At 62.4% G+C, this 20771-nt stretch carries 18 protein-coding genes and 1 tRNA gene; 1 reads left to right on the top strand and 18 read right to left on the bottom strand.

The window, feature by feature from the left end; translation table 11 throughout:
* Positions 1-9 precede the first annotated feature (9 nt).
* From LG294_RS06035 to argS, 17 genes are all read right to left on the bottom strand, one after another.
* Positions 10-903 (bottom strand): F0F1 ATP synthase subunit gamma, encoded by an 894-nt coding sequence (locus LG294_RS06035; RefSeq protein WP_404290470.1) that lies wholly within the window; start codon positions 901-903, stop codon positions 10-12.
* 75 nt (positions 904-978) lie between these two features.
* On the bottom strand, positions 979-2616 hold the full coding sequence (atpA, locus tag LG294_RS06030) for a F0F1 ATP synthase subunit alpha (RefSeq protein WP_404290468.1): 1638 nt from the start codon (positions 2614-2616) through the stop codon (positions 979-981).
* A 126-nt stretch (positions 2617-2742) separates the two neighbouring features.
* Positions 2743-3555, bottom strand: coding sequence for a F0F1 ATP synthase subunit delta (locus tag LG294_RS06025; protein ID WP_404290466.1), 813 nt, complete (start codon positions 3553-3555; stop codon positions 2743-2745).
* Positions 3555-4109 carry a F0F1 ATP synthase subunit B gene (locus LG294_RS06020; RefSeq protein ID WP_404290464.1) on the bottom strand — a complete coding sequence of 185 codons (555 nt, stop codon included), beginning with the start codon at positions 4107-4109 and terminating at the stop codon, positions 3555-3557. The genes LG294_RS06025 and LG294_RS06020 overlap by 1 nt, the downstream gene beginning before the upstream one ends.
* An 82-nt stretch (positions 4110-4191) precedes the next feature.
* On the bottom strand, positions 4192-4401 hold the full coding sequence (locus LG294_RS06015) for a F0F1 ATP synthase subunit C (RefSeq protein WP_404290462.1): 210 nt from the start codon (positions 4399-4401) through the stop codon (positions 4192-4194).
* 103 nt (positions 4402-4504) lie between these two features.
* Complete coding sequence (gene atpB / locus LG294_RS06010; protein ID WP_404290460.1) at positions 4505-5296, bottom strand: F0F1 ATP synthase subunit A; 792 nt, start codon at positions 5294-5296, stop codon at positions 4505-4507.
* Between the two features lie 285 nt (positions 5297-5581).
* The gene (locus tag LG294_RS06005; protein ID WP_404290458.1) at positions 5582-6016 is read right to left on the bottom strand and encodes a hypothetical protein; all 435 of its coding nucleotides are present in this window, start codon (positions 6014-6016) and stop codon (positions 5582-5584) included.
* 146 nt (positions 6017-6162) lie between these two features.
* A complete protein-coding gene (locus tag LG294_RS06000) occupies positions 6163-7281 on the bottom strand; it encodes an MraY family glycosyltransferase (protein WP_404290456.1) in 1119 nt (372 codons plus the stop codon).
* Positions 7278-7964: an L-threonylcarbamoyladenylate synthase gene (locus tag LG294_RS05995; protein WP_404290454.1), complete on the bottom strand. Its 687-nt coding sequence runs from the start codon at positions 7962-7964 to the stop codon at positions 7278-7280. The genes LG294_RS06000 and LG294_RS05995 overlap by 4 nt, the downstream gene beginning before the upstream one ends.
* A 4-nt stretch (positions 7965-7968) precedes the next feature.
* Positions 7969-8841: a peptide chain release factor N(5)-glutamine methyltransferase gene (prmC, locus tag LG294_RS05990; RefSeq protein ID WP_404290452.1), complete on the bottom strand. Its 873-nt coding sequence runs from the start codon at positions 8839-8841 to the stop codon at positions 7969-7971.
* 18 nt (positions 8842-8859) lie between these two features.
* A complete protein-coding gene (prfA, locus tag LG294_RS05985) occupies positions 8860-9936 on the bottom strand; it encodes a peptide chain release factor 1 (RefSeq protein ID WP_404290450.1) in 1077 nt (358 codons plus the stop codon).
* A 147-nt stretch (positions 9937-10083) separates the two neighbouring features.
* Positions 10084-12402: a transcription termination factor Rho gene (gene rho, locus LG294_RS05980; protein ID WP_404290448.1), complete on the bottom strand. Its 2319-nt coding sequence runs from the start codon at positions 12400-12402 to the stop codon at positions 10084-10086.
* 331 nt (positions 12403-12733) lie between these two features.
* Complete coding sequence (gene thrB, locus LG294_RS05975) at positions 12734-13693, bottom strand: homoserine kinase (RefSeq protein ID WP_404290446.1); 960 nt, start codon at positions 13691-13693, stop codon at positions 12734-12736.
* Positions 13694-13770: 77 nt separating this feature from the next.
* A complete protein-coding gene (gene thrC / locus LG294_RS05970) occupies positions 13771-14871 on the bottom strand; it encodes a threonine synthase (RefSeq protein WP_404290444.1) in 1101 nt (366 codons plus the stop codon).
* A gap of 1 nt (position 14872) precedes the next feature.
* Positions 14873-16162 carry a homoserine dehydrogenase gene (locus tag LG294_RS05965; RefSeq protein WP_404290442.1) on the bottom strand — a complete coding sequence of 430 codons (1290 nt, stop codon included), beginning with the start codon at positions 16160-16162 and terminating at the stop codon, positions 14873-14875.
* Positions 16163-17584 (bottom strand): diaminopimelate decarboxylase, encoded by a 1422-nt coding sequence (gene lysA / locus LG294_RS05960; RefSeq protein WP_404290440.1) that lies wholly within the window; start codon positions 17582-17584, stop codon positions 16163-16165.
* A gap of 5 nt (positions 17585-17589) precedes the next feature.
* Complete coding sequence (gene argS / locus LG294_RS05955; protein WP_404290438.1) at positions 17590-19230, bottom strand: arginine--tRNA ligase; 1641 nt, start codon at positions 19228-19230, stop codon at positions 17590-17592.
* A 152-nt stretch (positions 19231-19382) separates the two neighbouring features.
* Here argS and LG294_RS05950 point away from each other — a divergent pair.
* Positions 19383-19458: transfer RNA gene (locus LG294_RS05950), tRNA-Arg, on the top strand.
* 104 nt (positions 19459-19562) lie between these two features.
* Here the strand turns inward: LG294_RS05950 and LG294_RS05945 are convergent.
* The gene (locus LG294_RS05945; protein WP_404285512.1) at positions 19563-20717 is read right to left on the bottom strand and encodes an IS1249 family transposase; all 1155 of its coding nucleotides are present in this window, start codon (positions 20715-20717) and stop codon (positions 19563-19565) included.
* Between the last annotated feature and the right edge of the window lie 54 nt (positions 20718-20771).

Genomic DNA, 20771 nt, shown 5'->3' with positions numbered 1-20771 from the left:
ATTCGAGAATTAGCTGTTCAGCGCGTCAGCGCCGGCAATAATTTCCGAAAGCTCCTGGGTGATTTCAGCCTGACGGGCATTGTTGAGCAATCGCTTGTACTTCTTGATCAGTTCGCCAGCGTTGTCGCCAGCAGCCTTCATCGCACGCTGACGAGCAGCGAGCTCCGAGGCTGCGGACTGCAGCTGGGCGTTGAACAATCGCGAATCGATGTACCGCGGAAGCAGCGCGTCAAGCACTTCCTCCGGCGATGGCTCAAATTCGTACAGTGGCAACAGCTCGTCGGTTGGCGTCTCGGTCTCATCCTCGACTACCTCCAACGGCAACAGACGGATGACCGTCGGTTCCTGCGTGACCATCGACTTGAACTGGGTGTATACGACGTGGATCTCCTCCACACCGCCCTGCTCGTAATCGGTAGCGAAGTCCTCTAGGAGGATTTCGCGCAGCTCGCGTGCGGTTTCGAAACGCGGGGAATCGGTATCCCCGGTCCACACTCGGGCGTACTCGCGCGAACGGAAATCGAAGTAAGCCTGAGCCTTGCGGCCGACCAAATAGGTCTTGACTTCCTTGCCTTCCTCACGCAGGAGTTCCACGAGATGCTCTGCCTGCTTCAGAACGCTGGCGGAGTAGGACCCGGCGAGGCCTCGGTCCGACGTCATAACCAAGACCGCGGCACGGCGAACCTGCGCCGACTCGGTGGTCAATGGGTGTTCGACATCGGCCTGGGACGCGACGGCGGTTACTGCACGGGTAATCGCATTGGCATACGGCAGCGAAGCCGTAACACGCGTACGTGCCTTGCCGATGCGGGATGCAGCGATCAGTTCCATCGCCTTGAAGATCTTGCGCATCGACGAAGTCGAACCGATCTTCTGGCGGTAGACCCGAATCTGGGCTCCCATGTGTGTCCTTTCCTTATTCCTTACGATCGGGGCGTGGCGCCGCTAGCGGCGCCCCACCCCTGCGTAAAGAAAATATCAGCGCTTCTGCTTGACGATCTTTTCCTGGTCGACGGACTCGGCGTTCAGAGCGTCATGCTCTTCGTGGCCGGCAGCAACCAGCTGGTCATCGCCTTCACCGAAGAAGCCAGCCTTGAAGTCGACAACGGCAGCCTTCATGGCTTCCACGGTCTCGTTCTCCAGCTTGCCAGTCTGGCCGATAACGGTCAGAACCTGAGTGCGGTGACGCAGGTAATCGATGAACTCGGTTTCGAAGCGGCGAACGTCTTCCACAGGAACGTCGTCCAGGTAGCCGTTGGTGCCGGCCCAAACCGATACAACCTGATCTTCCACGGGGTACGGAGTGTACTGGCCCTGCTTGAGCAGTTCCATCAGACGCGCACCACGGGTCAGCTGCTGCTTGGAAGCAGCATCCAGATCCGAAGCGAACATGGCGAATGCAGCCATGTCGCGGTACTGAGCCAATTCAAGCTTCAGCGTACCGGAAACCTTCTTCATGGCCTTGACCTGTGCCGAACCACCCACGCGGGATACGGAGATACCCACGTCGACGGCCGGACGCTGGTTAGCGTTGAACAGGTCCGACTGCAAGAAGATCTGACCGTCGGTGATCGAGATCACGTTGGTCGGGATGAACGCGCCCACGTCGTTTGCCTTGGTCTCGATGATCGGCAGACCGGTCATCGAACCTGCACCGAGTTCGTCGGAGAGCTTGGCGCAACGCTCAAGCAGGCGGGAGTGTAGGTAGAACACGTCGCCTGGGTAGGCTTCGCGTCCTGGTGGACGGCGTAGCAACAGCGACACGGCGCGGTATGCTTCAGCCTGCTTGGACAGATCGTCAAAGACGACCAGAACGTGCTTGCCACCGTACATCCAGTGCTGGCCGATGGCCGAGCCTGCGTATGGGGCGAGGTACTTGAAGCCAGCTGGGTCAGATGCTGGGGAGGCCACGATGGTGGTGTACTCCAAAGCGCCCGCCTCTTCGAGGGTCTGACGCACGGCAGCGATGGTCGATGCCTTCTGTCCAACCGCTACGTAGATGCAGCGAACCTGCTTGGTCTCGTCACCAGTGGCCCAGTTGGCACGCTGGTTCAAAATGGTGTCAACCGCGATAGCGGTCTTACCGGTCTGGCGGTCGCCAATGATCAGCTGACGCTGGCCACGGCCGATCGGGATCATGGCGTCGATAGCCTTCAGACCGGTCTGCATTGGCTCGTGCACGCTCTTGCGCTCGGTAACGCCTGGTGCCTGGAGTTCCAGTGCACGGCGACCCTCGGCCGCGATTGGGCCCAGGTTATCCATTGGCTCACCCAGTGGGTCAACCACGCGGCCCAGGAAGGCGTCGCCTACTGGAACCGAAAGGATCTCGCCGGTGCGCTCAACCTTCTGGCCCTCTTCGATGCCGGTGAAGTCACCAAGCACGACAACACCGATTTCGCGGGTGTCAAGGTTCTGGGCCAGGCCCAGAGTGCCGTCTGCGAACTTGAGCAATTCGTTGGCCATGACGGAAGGAAGACCCTCCACCTTGGCGATGCCGTCGCTCGCGCTGACGACGCGTCCCACCTCGGTACGCTCTGCCTTACCCGGTTCGTAGGAAGTAGCGAACTCGTTTAGGGCATTACGGACGTCGTCGGCATTGATGGTCAAATCGGCCATCTGCAGTCCCTGCTCTCCTAAATTGTGATCCGTAGAAAAAGATTACGAATCGAATATGAATGAAGTCTGTTGTGGTCCTGGTTAGCTAGGACTTCGATGCGGGGATCGCTCCCCTATCGAAAATTCCTAGCTAGCCAGGGCGCGGCGCAAATCGGCCACGCGTGATGCCACGGAAGCGTCGACAACTTCGTCGCCAACCTTGACCACCAAACCGCCGACCAACTTTGGGTCGATGGAGATGTTGAGGTTCAGCTCGCGACCGTAGAACTTGTTCAAGCCCTGCTCAAGTCGCTGAAGCTGAGTCTCGGAGAGCTTGACAGTGCTGGTCACCGTAGCGATCCAACGCTGCTGGCGTTTAGCCACCAACTCAACGAAACGCTCCACCAAGGTCAATGGCTTCAGCCCACGAGGAGCTGCCACCGCTTGCTGGATCAATACCTTCGAGGTTCGCGACGCGTTAGGCACGAGCTTGAGCGCCAAGGTGCTCTTTGCTTCGGCTGGGGCCTGCGCCTCATCCAACGCACGCTGTAGTTCGTGGTTAGAACGAACTACCTCGATGAAGGAGAACAGATCCTGCTCTAGCTTGGCCAGCCCCGAAGCGCCGTCCTGCTGCTCTGCCACTGCGGTTACCGCGGTGACGGCCAGCGTTTCGAGCGCATCGCTAATGTCGCGTTCCGAGCTCCAGCGGTACGAAGCCAACTCTGCGACGACTGCTTCGGCGTCAGCCGAAACCTTCCCGCGCAGAAGCTGAGCCAGAAGGCTTGCCTTAGCGGCAGCTTCACGTGCTGGATCAGTCAATGCGCGGCGAAGACCGGCATTTGCATCCAGTACTTCCAGGACCGCGAACAGATCCTTCGGCAGATCAACAGATGCCTGTGCCAGCTTGGGTTCTAGGAACGCCAAGGCCTTTGTCAATGACTCGCTCGATACACTTGCCATTAGTTCGATGCACCTGCGTTCTGTTGAGCTTCCAAATCGGTCAGGAACGAATTAACCACGCGCTGTGCACGGGTATCGTCCTGCAGAGCTTCGTCAACAATCTTGCTTGCAAGCTCGGTGGCCAAAGAGCCAACATCGCTGCGAAGCGAAGCAAGTGCGCTGGTGCGCTCTGCTTCGATCTGACGCTGAGCCTGCTCGGTGATACGAGTAGCCTCATCGGTTGCTTTGGTCTTCAGATCGGCAAGGATCTGTGCACCTTCACTACGTGCTTCCTCACGGATGCGGTTAGCTTCGGTGCGCGCTTCCAGAAGCTGAGCCTTGTATAGAGCCAAGGTCTCCTCTGCTTCTTTCTGAGCGGCCTCAGCCTTCTCAAGTCCACCTTCGATCGCGGTGACGCGATCTTCATAGGACTGCTCAAACTTCGGAGCAATCACCTTGATGACGATGAAGAGCAATACCGCGAAGCCAACGCCCGTGACGAGGATCTCCCACGGGTTCGGCAACAGCGGGTTAACCGATTCGCCCGCAGCGAGGATGAATTCAGTGCTGTTCATTCTCACTATTCCTATCTACTAGTTTCCGCATGTGTGTACGCCTCGCAACAGTGGCGAGGCCACTACTACAGTCGCGAAAAGACTAGGCGCCGATAACGAAAGCGAAAACCAGGCCCAAAATTGCAAGTGCTTCGGCAAGTGCGAAGCCAAGCATTGCGATTGGCTGCAGGATGCGCTGAGCTTCTGGCTGGCGTGCAACACCATTGATGTAAGCAGCGAAGATCAAGCCCACGCCAATTGCCGAACCGATTGCAGCCAGGCCGTAGCCGATCATATTCAGGGAGCCATGCATGTGATTATGTTCCTTTCAAGATACCGAACTTTTGTCGGTAGGTTGTGAGGTATTCCTTGAGCGACTCAAGGAAGATCTTTAGTGGTTAGAAAAAGTTTTGGCCTTAGTGGGCGTCGGCTTCAATTGCACCCTGGAGGTAGATCGCGGTAAGCAGGGCGAAAACGAACGCCTGCAGAACCATGATCAACAGTTCCAGGAAGTACATTGCTACCGATCCGAGGATGACCAAGATGCCAAGACCATTCATAGCCAAGGAATCCTGAACAACGATCAGGTGACGTGCGCCGGCAGCTGCCAGCATCACGATCATGTGACCGGCCAGCATCGTTGCCATCAAACGCAGCGAGTGCGTCAATGGGCGAACGATGAAGTTAGAGATGATTTCCAGTGGAATCATCAGTGGCATGATCCAGCCCGGAACACCGGATGGAACGACGGCCAACTTGAAGTAGCGAATACCATGATTCTTCAAACCCACGGCAATCCAGGTGCCGTAGATGATGATGGCCATCGCGTATGCAGAACCAGCGTGTGAGAACGATGGAAGCTGCAGGAACGGAATTGCTCCGAAGAGGTTGTTCAGCAGGACGAAGAAGAAGGTCGCGAACAGCAAAGGAATCCAAGGACGGAAGTTCTTCTCACCAATGATGTCGCGGCCAATTCCGTTACGCACGAAGGCGTAGCCGGACTCGGCGAGGTACTGCGTCTTGCTTGGAACCAGCTTCGGGTTCTTGATGGCCGCGGTGAAGAACCAAGTAATGAGCACGATCGAAAGTACGATCATGAACATCTGCTTGCCGAAACCGGTGCCGTACTCAGCCATCCACGGGAAAATATCTGGGAGGTGAGTATCGGATACGGATGGCGGAATGAATCCGCCTTCTTCTGAGGCCATTGGGAGCGCAAACGCGAACAACGCGCTGTCCTCTCTGCAGTAACGGTCACGGGCAAAAGGCGGTGACTGGCGGTAACTGCCTCTCACCTTGTGAAGAAAAAATCAAACGGGTTCCATCAGAGCCTCTGCATAACACATCGACGCTGATGAAGTGCCATCCTCAGGTTCCCCTGAGAATGTCTTTCGGTGACGGCCCTCGCAATTAAGCGAATTGCCGAAAATGACCCGTAGTAAGCCTATCAAACTCACAGCTAACCCATGACATAAACGTCGAGGGCTATATGTCTATGACTCGTCGTAGATGGCGAGGCGCGTCTTCATGAAAGCGCGAACCTCGCCGACCTGCCAGGCAACGAGAGAGACTGCAGCTGCGAGCACGAATCCCTGACGGTTGACCCATTCGGGCAACCCCAGGTTCAACAGCAAGAAGGCAATGCCAAATACCTTGATGACGAACGTTCCCAGAAACGCGGGCATCGCCCACGTGCTACGTATTCGTCCGGCGGCCTCAGCAATCAAAATGCTGACGGCGAAGAAGCCGATCACTAAGCCGGCGGCAAACGCCCCGGAAAGTGCATATCGCAAATCTGCAAGCAACCACGAAATCAGGAAAAATGCGGCCGTTGCGATCAACGAGTACAGCATGGAGATACCAAGAATTGGCAGCCAGATGGATTTCGGAGCGGCCGAGGCGACAATGCGGTCAGAACGTGAATTCATGTCCGCACCCTCCCCTGTTCACTTTCGATGGTCTATCCGGCACCGGATGATGCTGATGAAACTCATTCCTCCCGCGCGGCTATTACCCCGCGTGGGAGATGATCCATCATGAATTCTACACGAGATAGAAACTGCTTGGGTTTTGGTTACTTGGCAAGCCTGGCTCGAAGATTGGCGTAACGCACCGAAACCAGCGGCCACCAAGTGAGCAAGGCGGCTCCGACAACCAGAATCACGATGATCGGAACCAGGATGAGCAGGGGTATGAAGGCGACCGATACAACCGTTGCAGCCACCAGCGCAGCCCAGATGTAGAGCAACACCACACTTTTGCGCACCGAGTGGCCCTGGGAGAGCATGCGGTGGTGGATGTGCTTGGAATCCGGGGAGAAGGGCGAACGCTTGTTGAGCAGGCGGCGCACCACCGAAAGGCTCAGATCGAGCACCGGCAGGAAGACGATCACCATCGGCAGCACCATCGGCATGTAGGCAGGCACGTTGCGGAATCGATGCGCGTCCAGACCTTGCACGTCGCCGGTGACCGCGATGGCCGAAACCGAGAGGATCAGCCCGATGGTCAGCACTCCGGTCTCCCCCATGAAGATATTCGCGGGGTTGAAATTATGCGGCAGGAATCCCAGGCAAGCGCCGAGCAGCAAAGCGCAAAGCAGCGCGCCGACATTCGCATAGTCTTCGGCGCTCACATGCGTGGCCAGGATATAGGAGTAGAGGAAGAAGGTGGCCGCGCCGATGGCTGCAAGACCGGCGGCGAGCCCGTCGAGCCCGTCGGAGAAATTGATGGCGTTCATCGTCAGCACCACCAGAAATACCGTCAAGGCGCCCTGCGCCCAGGGTTCCTCGATCCGCCAGGTGCCTACGGGCAGCGAGCGGATCAGGATGCCATGGCTCGCGATCACCGCGCCGATGGCGACTTGGCCCGCTGCCTTGTAGTACCAGCGCAGATCGCCCACGTCATCCCACAGCCCGAGCAGCGCGATCATCACCAGTGCGATGGCGATGCCGCGGATGGTCAGATCGTTTTCGAAGACCCCGGCGAAGAAGCTGAAATGGCTGGCAAGCCAGAGTCCGGCGCCGAAGGCGATCATGATGGCCAGGCCGCCGAATTTCACGATCGGCGCATTGTGCTGGTCGCGTTCGCGCACCATTTGGCTACGGGTGAAGCGGTGGCCCAGCGACCGGATGATCGGGGTCAGCAAAAAGGAGGTGGCAAAGCTGAACGCGATCAGCAGAACGTAGCTTCTCATGCGTCCTGGCTCGGAGCTTGGGGCTCCACATCCGCGATCTCCGGGACCACGACGCGCAATTCGCCGATGTCGATGGCGCCGGCGCGAACCACGCGAAGTGTCTCACCGGTGGCGTCGACAATGGTCGAAGGCAAGGTGGCACTGCCATCCTGGCTGCCGCGCGCGCCGCCGTCGAGGTATACGTCCACGCTCTCCCCGAGCTGGGCGATCGCTTCGTCCACGGTGGTCGCCGCCGGCTGGCCGGTGCGGTTGGCCGAAGAGACGGCCAAGGGTCCGGTGGCGCCCAGCAGCTCCAGCGCGGTGTCGTCGTTGGGCACGCGCAGGGCCACGGTGCCGCGGGTCTCCCCCAGATCCCAGGTCAGCGAGGGCTGCGCCTGCAGGATGAGGGTCAGCGCGCCGGGCCAGAAGGCCTCGGCGAGTTTGCGGGCGGCGTCGGGGATATCCCGCGCGAGCCCGTCCATGGTGGCGATCTGGGCGATCAGCACCGGAGGTGGCATATTGCGCGAGCGGCCCTTTGAGGCCATCAGCATGGCGACGCCCTGCGGGCTGAACGCGTCGGCCCCGATCCCGTAGACGGTGTCGGTGGGCAGCACGATGCAGCGCTTCTGTCCGAGGGTTTCCTTGGCTGCGCTGATCGCTGCGGCGCGCTGTTCTTCATTGCTGACATCAAATGTTGTGCTCACGGGTTTATTCTTTCATGCGCTCAGTGGATAACGGGGCAAGGCCGCTGGTGGCTCGCGCCCGTCCGGTGAGGTCCTGGTGCCCGGTGACCGAGTCGAAACCCAGTGCGGCGAGCATCGCGGCGGCGCTTTCGCCTTGCACCTCCGCGTGTTCCATCACGTACATGCCGCCCGGGCGCAGCAGCCGCAGAGCCTCGGCGGAAACCGCCCGCGGGATCTGCAATCCGTCGTCGCCCAGCCCGTACAGGGCCATCTGCGGGTCATGCTCGCGCACCTCGGCCTCGCGCGGGATCGCGTTCGGCGGGATGTAGGGCGGGTTTGAAATGACCAGGTCCATGGTTCCGTGCAAGTTGGCCGGCAGCCCTGCCGCGTCCTGGTGCAGGACGTTGACCCCCAGCGGTTCGCAGTTCGCCCGGGTGTAGCCAATGGCCTCGGCGGAAAGTTCCACCGCCCACACGGTGGAGGCGGGCAATTCGGTGGCCAGCGCGGCGGCGATCGCCCCGGAGCCCGAGCACAGGTCCACGCAGCGCGAACCTTGCAGCGCGCCGATGAAATCCAGGCCTACCTGCACCACCGATTCGGTTTCCGGACGCGGGGAGAACACCCCGGGTCCGACCTTTAGGGTCAGATAGCGGAAATGGCCTTCGCCGGTCAGGTGCTGCAGCGGAATGCGCTGCGCCCGTCGGGCTACAAGGTCCAGATATTGTACGTGCTGCGCCTCGTCGAGGTTCTCCCCGCGCAGCTCACGCAATTTCAGCTCGGCGCGGCTGTCCCCGGTGACGAAGCTGAGCAAGAGGTCGGCATCGACGCCGGGGCTTGGCACCCCGGCGTCCAAGAGAACCGCGGCGGCTTGGCGCCGCGCGGTGTTCAGCTGCTGCACGATGGTGATGCCCGGTGCTTAGCGTTCGCCGAGCGCCGCCAGGCGCTCTTCCTCATCGAGCTGGATGCAGGATTCGATCACCGGAGCCAGCTCGCCGTCCATCACCGCGTCCAGGTTGTACGCCTTGTACCCGGTGCGGTGGTCCGCGATGCGGTTTTCCGGGTAGTTGTAGGTGCGGATGCGCTCGGAACGGTCCATGGTGCGGATCTGGCTTGCACGCACCGCAGAGTTCTCTTCGTCGATGATCGCCTGCTGGTGGGCCAGCAATCGCGAGCGCAGCACGCGCATGGCCGCTTCGCGGTTCTGGATCTGCGACTTCTCGTTCTGCATGGCCACCACGATTCCGGTGGGGATGTGGGTCAGGCGCACCGCGGAGTCGGTGGTGTTCACGGACTGCCCGCCCGGGCCCGAGGAACGATAGACGTCGACCTTCAGATCGTTCGCGTGGATGTCCACCTCTTCGGGCTCGTCGACCTCGGGCAGCACCAGCACGCCGGCGGCCGAGGTGTGGATGCGGCCTTGGGACTCGGTTTGCGGCACGCGCTGCACGCGGTGCACCCCGCCCTCGAACTTCAGCTGCGCGTAGACGCCCTCAGCCGGGTCGTTCGACTTGCCCTTGATCGCCACCTGGGCGTCCTTGTAGCCGCCCAGATCGGACTCGTTGAAGGAGATCATCTCCACCTTCCAGCCCTTGTGCTCGGCGAAGCGGGTGTACATGCGCAGCAGGTCAGCGGCGAACAGGGCCGCCTCGTCGCCGCCTTCCCCGCCCTTGACCTCAAGGATCACGTCGCGCGCGTCGTTAGGATCGCGCGGGATCAGCAGGCGGCGCAGCTTCTCTTCCAGCTCGGGAAGGGCCGCGTTGAGGGTTTCGACCTCTTCGGCGAACTCCGGATCCTCGTCGGCCATTTCCTGCGCGGCTTCCAGATCCTCGGTGGCCTGCTTCCACTTGTTGTACGCGTCGACGATGCCCTTGAGCTGAGCCGAACGTCGTCCGAGCTTGCGGGCCTTGGCCTGGTCGGCGTAGACCGCTGGGTCTGAAAGCTCCGCCTGAATCGCGGCGTGCTCCTCAAGTAGCGTCTTGACGGATTCAAACATGTTGGCTGTTCTTCCTGTTATGCGTTGCCCGGCTCACGGAACGTGCGTCGCGCGCTGTAGTCAAAGTCTATGTGGTGTGACGCGCCGAAGGCGCCCAGGCGGTCGGCGTGAATGCCGACTGCCTGAACGCCATGGCGGTCAGGGGTGCTAATCCTTGGTTGGGGTGGTCTTGTTGACCAGCATCAAGAATTCAGCGTTCGATCCGGTTTCGCGGATCTTGCCGGTGAGCACCTCAAGTGCCTGCTGCGGATCGATGCCCGAGAGCATCCGGCGCAGACGCCACATGATGCGCACCTCTTCGGAGCTCATCAGCTGCTCTTCGCGACGGGTCGAGGACTCGTTGACGTCGACCGCCGGGAAGATGCGCTTGTCCGCGAGCTTGCGCGAAAGACGCAGCTCCATATTGCCGGTGCCCTTGAACTCCTCGAAGATGACCTCGTCCATCTTGGACCCGGTCTCCACCAGTGCGGTGGCAAGGATGGTCAGCGAACCGCCGTTTTCGATATTGCGGGCAGCACCGAAGAAACGCTTTGGCGGGTACAGCGCGGCCGAATCCACACCACCGGACAGGATGCGTCCGGAAGCAGGGGCGGCCAGGTTGTACGCACGGCCCAGGCGGGTCATCGAGTCAAGCAGGACCACGACGTCCATGCCCATTTCCACCAGGCGCTTTGCGCGCTCGATGGCGAGCTCGGCGACGGTGGTGTGGTCATCTGCCGGGCGATCGAAGGTGGAGGCGATAACCTCGCCCTTCACGGTGCGCTGCATGTCGGTGACTTCTTCGGGACGCTCATCGACAAGCACCATCATCAGGTGCACCTCTGGGTTGTTGATGGTGATCGCGTTCGCGATGGCCTGCAAGATCATCGTCTTACCGGCCTTCGGAGGGGACACGATCAAGCCACGCTGGCCCTTGCCGATCGGGGCGACCAGGTCGATGACGCGCGGGCCAACGAGCTTCGGATCGGTTTCCAGGCGCAGGCGCTCGGTGGGGTACAGCGGTACGAGCTTGTTGAACTCGACGCGTTCCTTGTTGTCTTCGGGCTTCTTGCCGTTCACCGAAGTGAGCTGCATCAGCGCGTTGAACTTCTGGCGCGGGTTCGGGGTTTCGCCATCGCGCGGGGCGCGTACGGCACCGACGATCGCGTCGCCCTTGCGCAGGTTGTACTTCTTGACCTGGCCCAGCGTGACGTAGATGTCGTTCGTTCCCGGCAGGTAGCCGGAGGTGCGGACGAACGCGTAGTTCTCCAGCACGTCCAGGATGCCGGCTACCGGCAGCAAGACATCGTCTTCGCTCAGCTGCGGCTCGTCCAGGTCATCGCGGCGGTTGCGGCGGTTGCGGTTGTTCCGGTCGTTACGATCATTGCGGTCGTTGCGATCGTTGCGATCGTTCCGGTCGTTGCGCTCGGGACGGTCGGTGCGGTTGCGTTCGCGGCGATTGCGGTTGCGCTCGGTACGCTCGGCGTTGCGGTCATTGCGATCGTTGGAGCGCTCGTTGCGCTCCTCGGTGTCGTTGGCGGCCTGCTCGTCGTTGCGCTCATTGTTGCGATCGTTGCGATCGTTATTACGCTCGCGACGGTCGTTATTGCGGTCCCGGCGATCCTCACGATCGTTGGTGCGCTCGCCACGCTCTTCGCGATCGTTGCGGTTGTTGCCGCGTTCGCCACGTTCTTCGCGATCGTTGTCGACCTCGCCGCGCTCAGTGCGCTCAGTGCGCTCGCCACGGTCGGTATTGCGCTCGCGGCGGTTGCTATTGCGATCGCGGCGGTTGCCACGTTCGCGACGCTCGTCGCGGGCCTCGGTCTGGTTCTCAGCCTCGGCAGCCGGAGCCGATGCTGCAGCATCTGCCTTGGCTTCCGGCGCGGATTCGGTGTTCTCGGTGGCGACCGGTTCGGCCTTGGCACGCGAGTTGCGACGCTGGCGCGGAGCCTGGGACTGCTCGGCCTTCGCGGCCGGAGCCTGCTCGGCTGCTGCCTCAGGTGCTTCGCCGTTCTCGCCGGCCGGAGCGTTGATCTTGCCCGAGTCGGTGACCCGGCGCGAGGTGCGACGTGCCCGGACAGGTTTTTCAGCCTGTTCGCTCTTCGGTTCCGCCGCAGCGCCCGGAGCTGCTGCCTCGGTCGAAGTCTGGCCCTGGGATGGCGCCTCGGCGGCAGCCTTCGGTGCCCGGCGACCGCGTGGTGCCTTGGCTTCCGCCGTCTTCGCAGGAGCCTTTTCGGTGGTATCGCCCTGCTCCACGGCTGGGGCGGAAGCTGCCTTGGCGGTTTCCTTGGAGGCTACCGAGCCACCGCGCTGATGATCGCCGATGGCTTTCACCAGATCGGCTTTGCGCATCCGCGATCCGCCGGTAATGCCTAGTTGGGAGGCCAGCTGCTGGAGCTGGGTCATCTTCAAAGAGGCCAGTCCGGCGCTCTTGGTTTCGGAAGTCTTAGTGTCCACGCCTTCGTTGAGGCTTGTGGTTTCGGTCACGAAAGTTCCTTCTGACTCGTAGGATGGGCTGGTTCAAGCAACCCACTGTGCCGTATGTATAAGGTTCCATGACCGAGATTCGATGGTCATGACGCCATCCAGGCCGCTCACGCTAAAAGATTGTGCAAGGCAAACGCTGGACTTAAATGGTTGATATCTCGACGGCACGAGGAGTGCACAAACGTGGGATATCAAAGTTGCTGCGAACTGCAGAAAAGATCCGGAACGGCTGGACGAACGAAAATACGGTAAACCGATATCGCCCGGTCAACACTGGCCAAGTGGATTCACTACTGCGCAGTGCGCTCAGCAATCCGGTCTGCCGTGAGTGTTACAGCACTTCTACTGTAACACCGTTTTTAGCTAGTTCGGGCACGCGAATGGTCCACGACACCGAAGATTCTGTGGCGAATGACTCGATTACCGCGCGGGCCGCCTGCAGCTGAGCCTCATCGGCTACCAAGGTCAATACCGTGGGACCGGCCCCGGAGATCACCGCGGCCAAAGAATTCTCCCGCAAGCTGCGCAGCAGCGCGGCGCTTTCGGGCATTGCCACCGCCCGGTAGTCCTGATGCAGGTAATCCCGGGTGCCGCCCAAAAGCTGGCTTGGATCATTGCTGAGCGCGTGGATGAGCAGCGCGGCGCTGGCGGAGTTGGCCGAGGCCTGGGCATGGTCGATCTGCGCGGGCAGCACCCCGCGGGCGGTCTCGGTGGAGAGCCCGTTCGAAGGCACGGCGAGCACCGCCCGCACCTGCGGGTGCAGCGGCACCTGCACGGTGGTGAAGTTTCCGCCCGCGTCGGTCGCGGAAATGCTCAATCCCCCGTAGACGGCCGGGGCCACGTTATCCGGGTGCCCTTCCCAGGCGGCGGCGGCCTGGAAAACCGCGTCGATCCCTCCGCGCGCGCCCTCTGGGAGCAGGGCGTCGGCGGCGGCGAAGGCGGCAACGATCGCCGCGGCGGAGGAACCCATGCCGCGGGCGTGCTCGATATTGTTCACCGCGTTCAGCTCGATGCCCACCGGCGCGAATCCGCGCGCCTTCCAGTAGCCGTGCATCTGCGCGATGATCAGGTGCGACTCGTCCGTGGGCAGCGTGTCCGCGCCCTGCCCGGCCAGCGTCACGGCGCTGCGTTCGGCCGTGCGGATCTCCAAGCGGTCGCGGTACTCCAGCGCCAGGCCCAGCGAGTCGAAGCCCGGGCCGAGATTTGCACTGGTGGCCGGCGGGGCCACGATGAGGTGCTGGCCCAGGGCGATCTGCTGCGTCATGGTTCCTTCGAGTGGTTCGGTGTTCATCGGTGTGTCATTCTGAGGTGTGAAAGTGCTCGGCCCGCCGCATCGGGAGATGATGCGGCGGGCCGATGCTGCGTTTTCTAGGCCATGCCCAGGGCGGTGGCTACTTCAACCACGTCGAAGCCGACCTTGGTCGGTTCCACCTGGGTGCCGTCCGGGTTCTGCAGGGCCCAGTTGGGGTCCTTCAGTCCGTGGCCGGTGACGGTGATGACGATCTTCTTGCCCTTCGGCACGTTGCCGGCGCCGTGGTGCTTGATCAACCCGGCAACTCCGGCGGCGGAACCAGGTTCCACGAACACGCCCTCGCGGGAGGAAAGCCAACGGTGCGCGGCGAGGATTTCCTCGTCGGTGACCGAATCGATCAGTCCGCCGGAATCATCGCGCGCGGCCTCTGCCTGTTCCCAGCTGGCCGGGTTGCCGATGCGGATCGCGGTGGCGATGGTGTCCGGTTCGGTGACCGGGTGTCCCAGCACGATCGGCGCGGCGCCCGCGGCCTGGAAGCCCCACATGATCGGGGTCTTGGTGGACACCGCCGCCAGGGTGTCCCCGGCCTGGTTGGTGTACTCGGCCGCGTACTCCTTGTAGCCCTTCCAGTAGGCGGTGATATTGCCCGCGTTCCCCACGGGAAGCACATGGTAGTCCGGGGCGTCGCCGAGGGAGTCGACAACCTCGAACGCGCCGGTCTTCTGGCCTTCGATGCGCGCCGGATTCACCGAGTTCACCAGGAACACCGGATAGTTCTCGCTCAGCTTGCGCGCCACGTCCAGGCAGTTGTCGAAGTTGCCGTCGATCTGGATGATATCCGCGCCGTGCGCGATCGCCTGGGACATCTTGCCCATGGAGATCTTGCCCTCCGGGACCAGCACCGCGCACTTCAGCCCGGCCTGGGTGGCGTAGGCCGCGGCGGAGGCCGAGGTGTTTCCGGTGGAGGCGCAGACCACTGCCTTGGCCCCGGCGGCCACCGCGGCGGTCATCGCCATGGTCATGCCGCGGTCCTTGAAGGAGCCGGTCGGGTTCATGCCCTCGACTTTGAGGTAGACGCTCGATCCGGTCAGTTCGCTCAGCGCCGGGGCGAAGACCAACGGGGTCCCGCCTTCGCCGAGCGTAATGACCTGGGTGTTCTCATCGACCGGCAGACGGTCGGCATATTCGCGGATGACTCCGCGCCACTGATGCGCCACGTTAGTTTCCTTCAACTCGCATTACGGATAGGACTGAATCCACCGAGTCGAGCGCGGTGAGCGCCGCCACGGTGGAGCTGAGCGCGGCCTCGGTGCCCTGATGGGTGAGGATGCGCAGCTGGGCTGCCACCTCGCCGTGCGCCGCCTGCTGGTTCATGGATTCGATGGAGACCCCGTGCTCGCCGAAGATCGCCGCGATGCGCGCGAGCACTCCGGGCTCGTCGGAAACGGTCAAGCCGATCCAGTAGCGGGTGGTGATCGCGGAGAAGTCCATCAGGTCCGCGGCGGTATCGGCGGAGCCGTTGGGCAGCGGAGCCCCGGCGGCCAGCTGGCGGGTCACCGCGACCACGTCGCCCATCACGGCCGATGCGGTCGCGTTGCCGCCCGCGCCGGCGCCGTAGAACATCAGGTCCCCGGCGTTCTGCGCCTGGACGAACACGGCGTTGAACGCGCCGTGCACGGTGGCCAGCGGGTGGCTGCGGTTGACCAGCGAAGGGTAGACGCGCACCGAAATGCCCTGTTCGGTTTTCTCGGCGATGGCCAGCAGCTTGATCACGTAGCCCGCCGCGGCGGCGGCTGCCACATCGGCGGCGGTGACCTCGGTGATGCCCTCGGTGTGCACCTGGTCCGAGGAGACGGTGGTGTGGAATGCCAGCGAGGCGAGGATCGCGGCCTTTGCGGCTGCGTCGTGCCCGCCCACGTCGGCGGTCGGATCGGCCTCGGCGAAACCGAGCGCCTGGGCCTCGGCGAGCACGTCGTCGAAGGCGGCTCCGGTGGTGTCCATCGCGTCGAGGATGAAGTTGGTGGTGCCGTTGACGATGCCCATCACCTTGGTGATGTGGTCCCCGGACAGCGAGTCGGCGATCGGGCGCAGGATCGGAATCGCTCCTGCCACCGCAGCCTCGTAGCGCAGCTGTGCGCCGGAGGCGGCGGCCAGCGCGTTCAGCTCGGCGCCGCGGGCGGCGATCAGCGCCTTGTTCCCGGTGATCACGCTGGCTCCGCGGGTCAGCGCCCGGGTGATATATGCCCCGGCCGGCTCCATGCCGCCGAGCAGTTCGATCACCACGTCGGCGCCATCGATCAGCGCATTGGCATCGGTGGTGAACAATTCCCGGTCAAGCTCCACATCGCGCTTGGCCTCCAGGTTGCGCACTGCAATCCCGGTCAGTTCCAAACTCGCGCCGGAGCGGGCCGCCAGGGCCCCGCTGTCCTCGATCAGGATTCGTGCCACCTGGGCACCTACCGTGCCGCAACCCAGCAGGGCGACCTTCAGGCTTTTTTCACCGCTCACTTAAACTCCCATGTCACGGGCCAACAAATCGGATTCGGTTTCCCTGCGCACGATCAGACGGGCTTGGCCGTCGCGCACCGCTACCACCGCCGGACGGGTCAGGTAGTTGTAGTTGCTCGACAGCGCCCAGCAATAGGCGCCGGTGCCCGGAACCGCCAGCAAATCGGCGGCCGCTACGTCCTCGGGCAGGTAAACGTCATTCACGACTATGTCACCCGACTCGCAGTGTTTCCCAACTACGCGAGAAATAATCGCGTCGCTTTGCGTCATACGGTTGGCCAGCACGGCGGAGTAATCCGCGTCGTAGAGCACCGGCCGGGCGTTATCGCTCATCCCGCCGTCCACCGACACATAGCGGCGCGGCGCGGTGCCCCCGGACCCGTTCTCCACGAACACGTCCTTGCGCACGCCCACCTCGTAGAGGGTGAAGGTCGAAGGTCCGGCGATGGCGCGGCCCGGTTCGATGGAAAGCCGCGGGCAGCTGATATCCAGCTCCTTGCAGGTCGCGGCGACAACTTCGGCCATCTGCGCGGCAAGCTTCTCCGGGGTGGAAGGGTGATCAGCCTCGGTGTAGGCGATGCCGTAGCCGCCGCCCAGATCCAGCTCGGGCAGGCTCACCCCATGGCGTTCGCGCACCTCGGAGAGGATGCCGAGCATGGTGCGCGCGACGATGGCGAAGCCCTCGGCGTCGAAGATCTGCGAGCCGATATGCGCGTGCAAGCCGAGCAGGTTGATGCCCGGCGCCTCCAGGGCGCGGGCGATGGCGGACAGCGCCGGGGAGGTGCCGGTGGGCCCGGGCTGGATGGAGAGCCCGAACTTCTGGTCCTCGTGGGCGGTGGCGATGGCCTCATGGGTGGAGGCGTGCACCCCCGGGGTCAAGCGCAGCATCACCTGCGCTTCGATCCCCTCCGCGGCTGCGACCAGGATCACGCGTTCCAGCTCGTCCAGCGAGTCGATGACGATGCGCCCCACCCCCATGTGCAGGGCGCGGGAGATCTCCGGTACCGACTTGTTGTTGCCGTGCAGCGACAGGTTCGCCCCTGGCACGGCGGCCGCTTGGGCCACCGCGAGCTCGCCGCCCGAGCAGGTGTCCAGGCGCAGCCCCTCGGCGGTGACCCAGCGGGCCACCTCGGTGCACAAGAACGCCTTGCCGGCGTAGTACACGTCGACTCCGCCGCAGAGCTGCGCGAAGGCCGCATCGAAGGCTGTTTTAAACCGGCGGGCGCGGGCGCGGAAGTCGTTTTCGTCCAGCACGAACAGCGGTGTGCCGAATTCCTTGGCGAGCGCCGAGACCTTCAGCCCCTGCACCGCCAATTCACCGTCGGCGCCACGGGACACCCCGGAAGCCCACTGGATTTCGCGCAGCGCGTTGACGTCGGTCGGGAAGGAAAGCCAGGCCGGAGCCAGCGGTGAAGCGGTCATAAAAATTACATCCTCTCGGGCGCCGAAACGCCCAGCAGTCCAAGTCCGTTTGCAAGCACCTGCGTGGTGGCGTCGTTCAGCCACAGCCGGGTGTGGTGCACCTCTTCCACCGCTTCATCGCCCAGCGGGGTGACGCGGGTGGCAGCGTACCAGGAGTGGTAGGCGCCGGCGACCTGCTCCAGGTAGCGGGCGATGCGGTGCGGTTCGCGTGATTGCGCGGCTCCGGCCACCACCGAAGGGAACTGGCCGAGCACTGCCAGCAGTTCGTTCTCGCTCGGGTCGGTGAGCAGCGACGCGTCGAAGCGCTCGCGGGTGACGCCCTTGGCCTGGGCGTTCGCCGAGGCGCCGAAGGAGCGCGCGTGGGCGTACTGCACGTAGAACACCGGGTTGTCGTTGGTGTTCTTCTTCAGCTGCTCCGGGTCCAGCGCGATCGGCGAATCGGCCGGGTAGCGGGCCAGCGAGTAGCGCAGCGCGTCGGCGCCGATCCAGTTGATCAGATCGCGCAGCTCGATGATGTTGCCCGCGCGCTTGGACAGCTTCGCCCCGTTGACGCTGATCAATTGCCCGATCAGCACCTCGATGTTCGTCTCCTTGTCGTCCCCCGCGCAGGCGGCGATGGCCTTGAGCCGGTTCACGTAGCCGTGGTGGTCAGCGCCCAGCAGGTAGATTTTCTCGGTGAAGCCGCGGTCCTTCTTCGACAGGTAGTAGGCCGCGTCGGCGGCGAAGTAGGTCGGTTCCCCGTTCGCGCGGATCAGCACGCGGTCCTTGTCGTCGCCGAAGTCGGTGGTGCGCAGCCAGACCGCGCCCTCCAGATCGAAAATGTGGCCCTGCTCGCGCAGCCGGGCGACGGCGTCAGCCACCGCGCCGCCCTCGTGCAGGGCGGATTCGGAGTAGAACACGTCGAAGTTCACGCCGAAGTCGGCCAGCGTGGACTTGATGTCCGCCAGCTGCGCGGTGTAGGCAAGTTCGCGCAGCTTGGGCAGCGCGGTGGCCTCGTCCTGCTCGGCAAGCTCCGGGGCCTGGGCCAGCACGATGTCGGCCAGCTCCTTGATGTACTCCCCCGGGTAGCCGCCCTCGGGCACGGGCAGGGAATGCATGCGGTTGTAGACCGAACGGGCGAACACGTTCATCTGGTTGCCGGCATCGTTGATGTAGTACTCGCTGGTCACTTCGGCGCCCGAGGCGCGCAGCACGCGGGCGATCGCATCGCCCAGCGCGGCCCAGCGGGTGTGGCCGATATGCAGCGGGCCGGTGGGGTTCGCGGAAACGAATTCCATGTTGACCACGTGCCCGGCCAGCGCCTGGTTATGGCCGAAGTCCGCGCCGGCTTCAACGATGGAGCGGGCCAGCTCGCCGGCGGCCGCCGCGTCCAGGGTGATGTTCAAGAAGCCGGGTCCGGCGATTTCCACCGCACCGACTCCCGGGACCTCGGAAAGCCGTCGCACCAGCATCGCCGCGAAATCGCGCGGGGCCATGCCGGCCTTCTTGCCCAGTTGCAGCGCGATATTTGTCGCCCAGTCGCCGTGCTCACGGCTTTTGGGTCGCTCGACGCGCACGGTGTCGGGTACCTCGACGGCGATTTCGCCGGCGGCTACGGCCTGCGAAAGGCATGCGGATATGGCAGCGGAGAGTTCTTCAGGAGTCACCGTTCAAGAATAGCGGTTTTTCGCGTGCATCTTGGGCATTGATGACATTGCACCCTGTGATGCTGTAGGCATTTGCCGCGCTGCCGCACCTCCGGGCCAATTGCGCAGATGGCGCTTTCACCTGATAGTATTTTCATGTTGCCCAGCAACATGCCTCTGTAGCTCAGTGGATAGAGCGTCTGCCTCCGGAGCAGAAGGCCGAAGGTTCGATTCCTTTCAGGGGCACCAGCAAAAAGGTTCCGCAGTTGCGGGGCCTTTTTCTTTTCCCCCACAGCACCCGATCAGTGGGTTATGTGCCAAAAAGTGTGTACAGATGACGCGCTGAAGTGGATTCAGCGACGCCCTCCCCACCCTTTTTGCACTCCATTACCGTCATCCCAACTGAAATGCTTGTCGTAAAGCACCGGCCCAATAGGCTCATCCTTGATGATCTTCGGCGAGGGTTTCTCGGCCCAATGCCGCTGCTGCACGAACGACCACGGATCCTTCGGGTTTTCGACGTGTCGATACAAATACCAGCGCACGAGCGCTATCGAATGCTCCGGAGTCAAGCCTCGGTGCAGTCGTAGCTGGTCCTTGATACCCGCGTTGATACCGCCTTCGAGCGGGCTTGTGGTCCGAGGCAACACCTCGCCCTCCAATGCCAGGTCCAACCACTGAAAAAGTTGATCCTTCTTCAAAAGGTTGTGGAAGAGCTTCTCGCCTCGGCGCAGGTTGATATGGGTGTACCACCACGTTTGATTAGGGCTGACGTACGAAGGCCGAGACTCAGACTTCCCTTTGGCATAGGTTCGTTCTTTGAGCGTGACTGTGTGCATGGACTGCCACTGATAGAACTGCTCGGTCCACTGATTCGCTTGTTCCTTCGTCTCAACTTTCATCAATGCCCGGGTCAAGGTAAGTAGCTGCTGACCTGGGACTGTGCGCGGGTTCAAAGTGAGGTGCTTAACCATGGTTTGGCGGATATGGAAGAAGCAACGCTGGATCTTCGCTTCCGGCCAGAGTCCGGTGATCACAGACTCCAGCGCCCCATTCCCGTCAATGACGGCGATCTGTGGTGGTGCCATGCGTTGGAGCATGCGGGTCCACGAGGCGGTCTTTTCACGGTCGCAGAACTGCCAGTCGATGATATGAGTACCGTTGAAAGCGGTCAGGGCGCAGTAGCCGTTGAAGTAGGTGCCATCGAGCATGAGGTATCGATGTTGTTCGCCGGTTTGCTCAAGGTGTGGCTGGACTTGCCAGCACCAGGCGGTGGTGCGGTGGAAAGTCCGCCGAGGGGTTTGTAGCTCGGAAATACTGTGTTTCCCGGTGGCCCAACGGTAGAAGCCGGTGAACTGTCCTTTCGCGATGATATCGGGGCGGGAAACAGTGCTGGACGCGCCGCAGTTCTTGCACCGCCAGCGGGTGCGTCCAGCGCCTGTTTTCCCGTTCTTGACCAGCTTATTTCCGCATACATCACAACGGGGTTGGTTTGCAATTGTTGCCACGGTACATGCTTTCAAAGCATGTGTTCGTGGTGTTATTCCTAGTGATTACATGTT

The sequence above is a fragment of the Glutamicibacter arilaitensis genome (genome assembly GCF_044793945.1).
Lineage (GTDB): Bacteria > Actinomycetota > Actinomycetes > Actinomycetales > Micrococcaceae > Glutamicibacter > Glutamicibacter arilaitensis_B.
This window is presented reverse-complemented; position numbering and strand designations above follow the sequence as displayed.

Bases quoted from the DNA above. Each gene is read 5' to 3' on its own strand.
- LG294_RS06025 (WP_404290466.1), bottom strand. From the start codon at position 3,555: ATGGCAAGTGTATCGAGCGAGTCATTGACAAAGGCCTTGGCGTTCCTA.
- atpB (WP_404290460.1), bottom strand. From the start codon at position 5,296: ATGGCCTCAGAAGAAGGCGGATTCATTCCGCCATCCGTATCCGATACT.
- LG294_RS06005 (WP_404290458.1), bottom strand. From the start codon at position 6,016: ATGAATTCACGTTCTGACCGCATTGTCGCCTCGGCCGCTCCGAAATCC.
- atpA (WP_404290468.1), bottom strand. From the start codon at position 2,616: ATGGCCGATTTGACCATCAATGCCGACGACGTCCGTAATGCCCTAAAC.
- thrB (WP_404290446.1), bottom strand. From the start codon at position 13,693: ATGAACACCGAACCACTCGAAGGAACCATGACGCAGCAGATCGCCCTG.
- prfA (WP_404290450.1), bottom strand. From the start codon at position 9,936: ATGTTTGAATCCGTCAAGACGCTACTTGAGGAGCACGCCGCGATTCAG.
- LG294_RS06015 (WP_404290462.1), bottom strand. From the start codon at position 4,401: ATGCATGGCTCCCTGAATATGATCGGCTACGGCCTGGCTGCAATCGGT.
- LG294_RS06000 (WP_404290456.1), bottom strand. From the start codon at position 7,281: ATGAGAAGCTACGTTCTGCTGATCGCGTTCAGCTTTGCCACCTCCTTT.
- LG294_RS06035 (WP_404290470.1), bottom strand. From the start codon at position 903: ATGGGAGCCCAGATTCGGGTCTACCGCCAGAAGATCGGTTCGACTTCG.
- lysA (WP_404290440.1), bottom strand. From the start codon at position 17,584: ATGACCGCTTCACCGCTGGCTCCGGCCTGGCTTTCCTTCCCGACCGAC.
- LG294_RS06020 (WP_404290464.1), bottom strand. From the start codon at position 4,109: ATGAACAGCACTGAATTCATCCTCGCTGCGGGCGAATCGGTTAACCCG.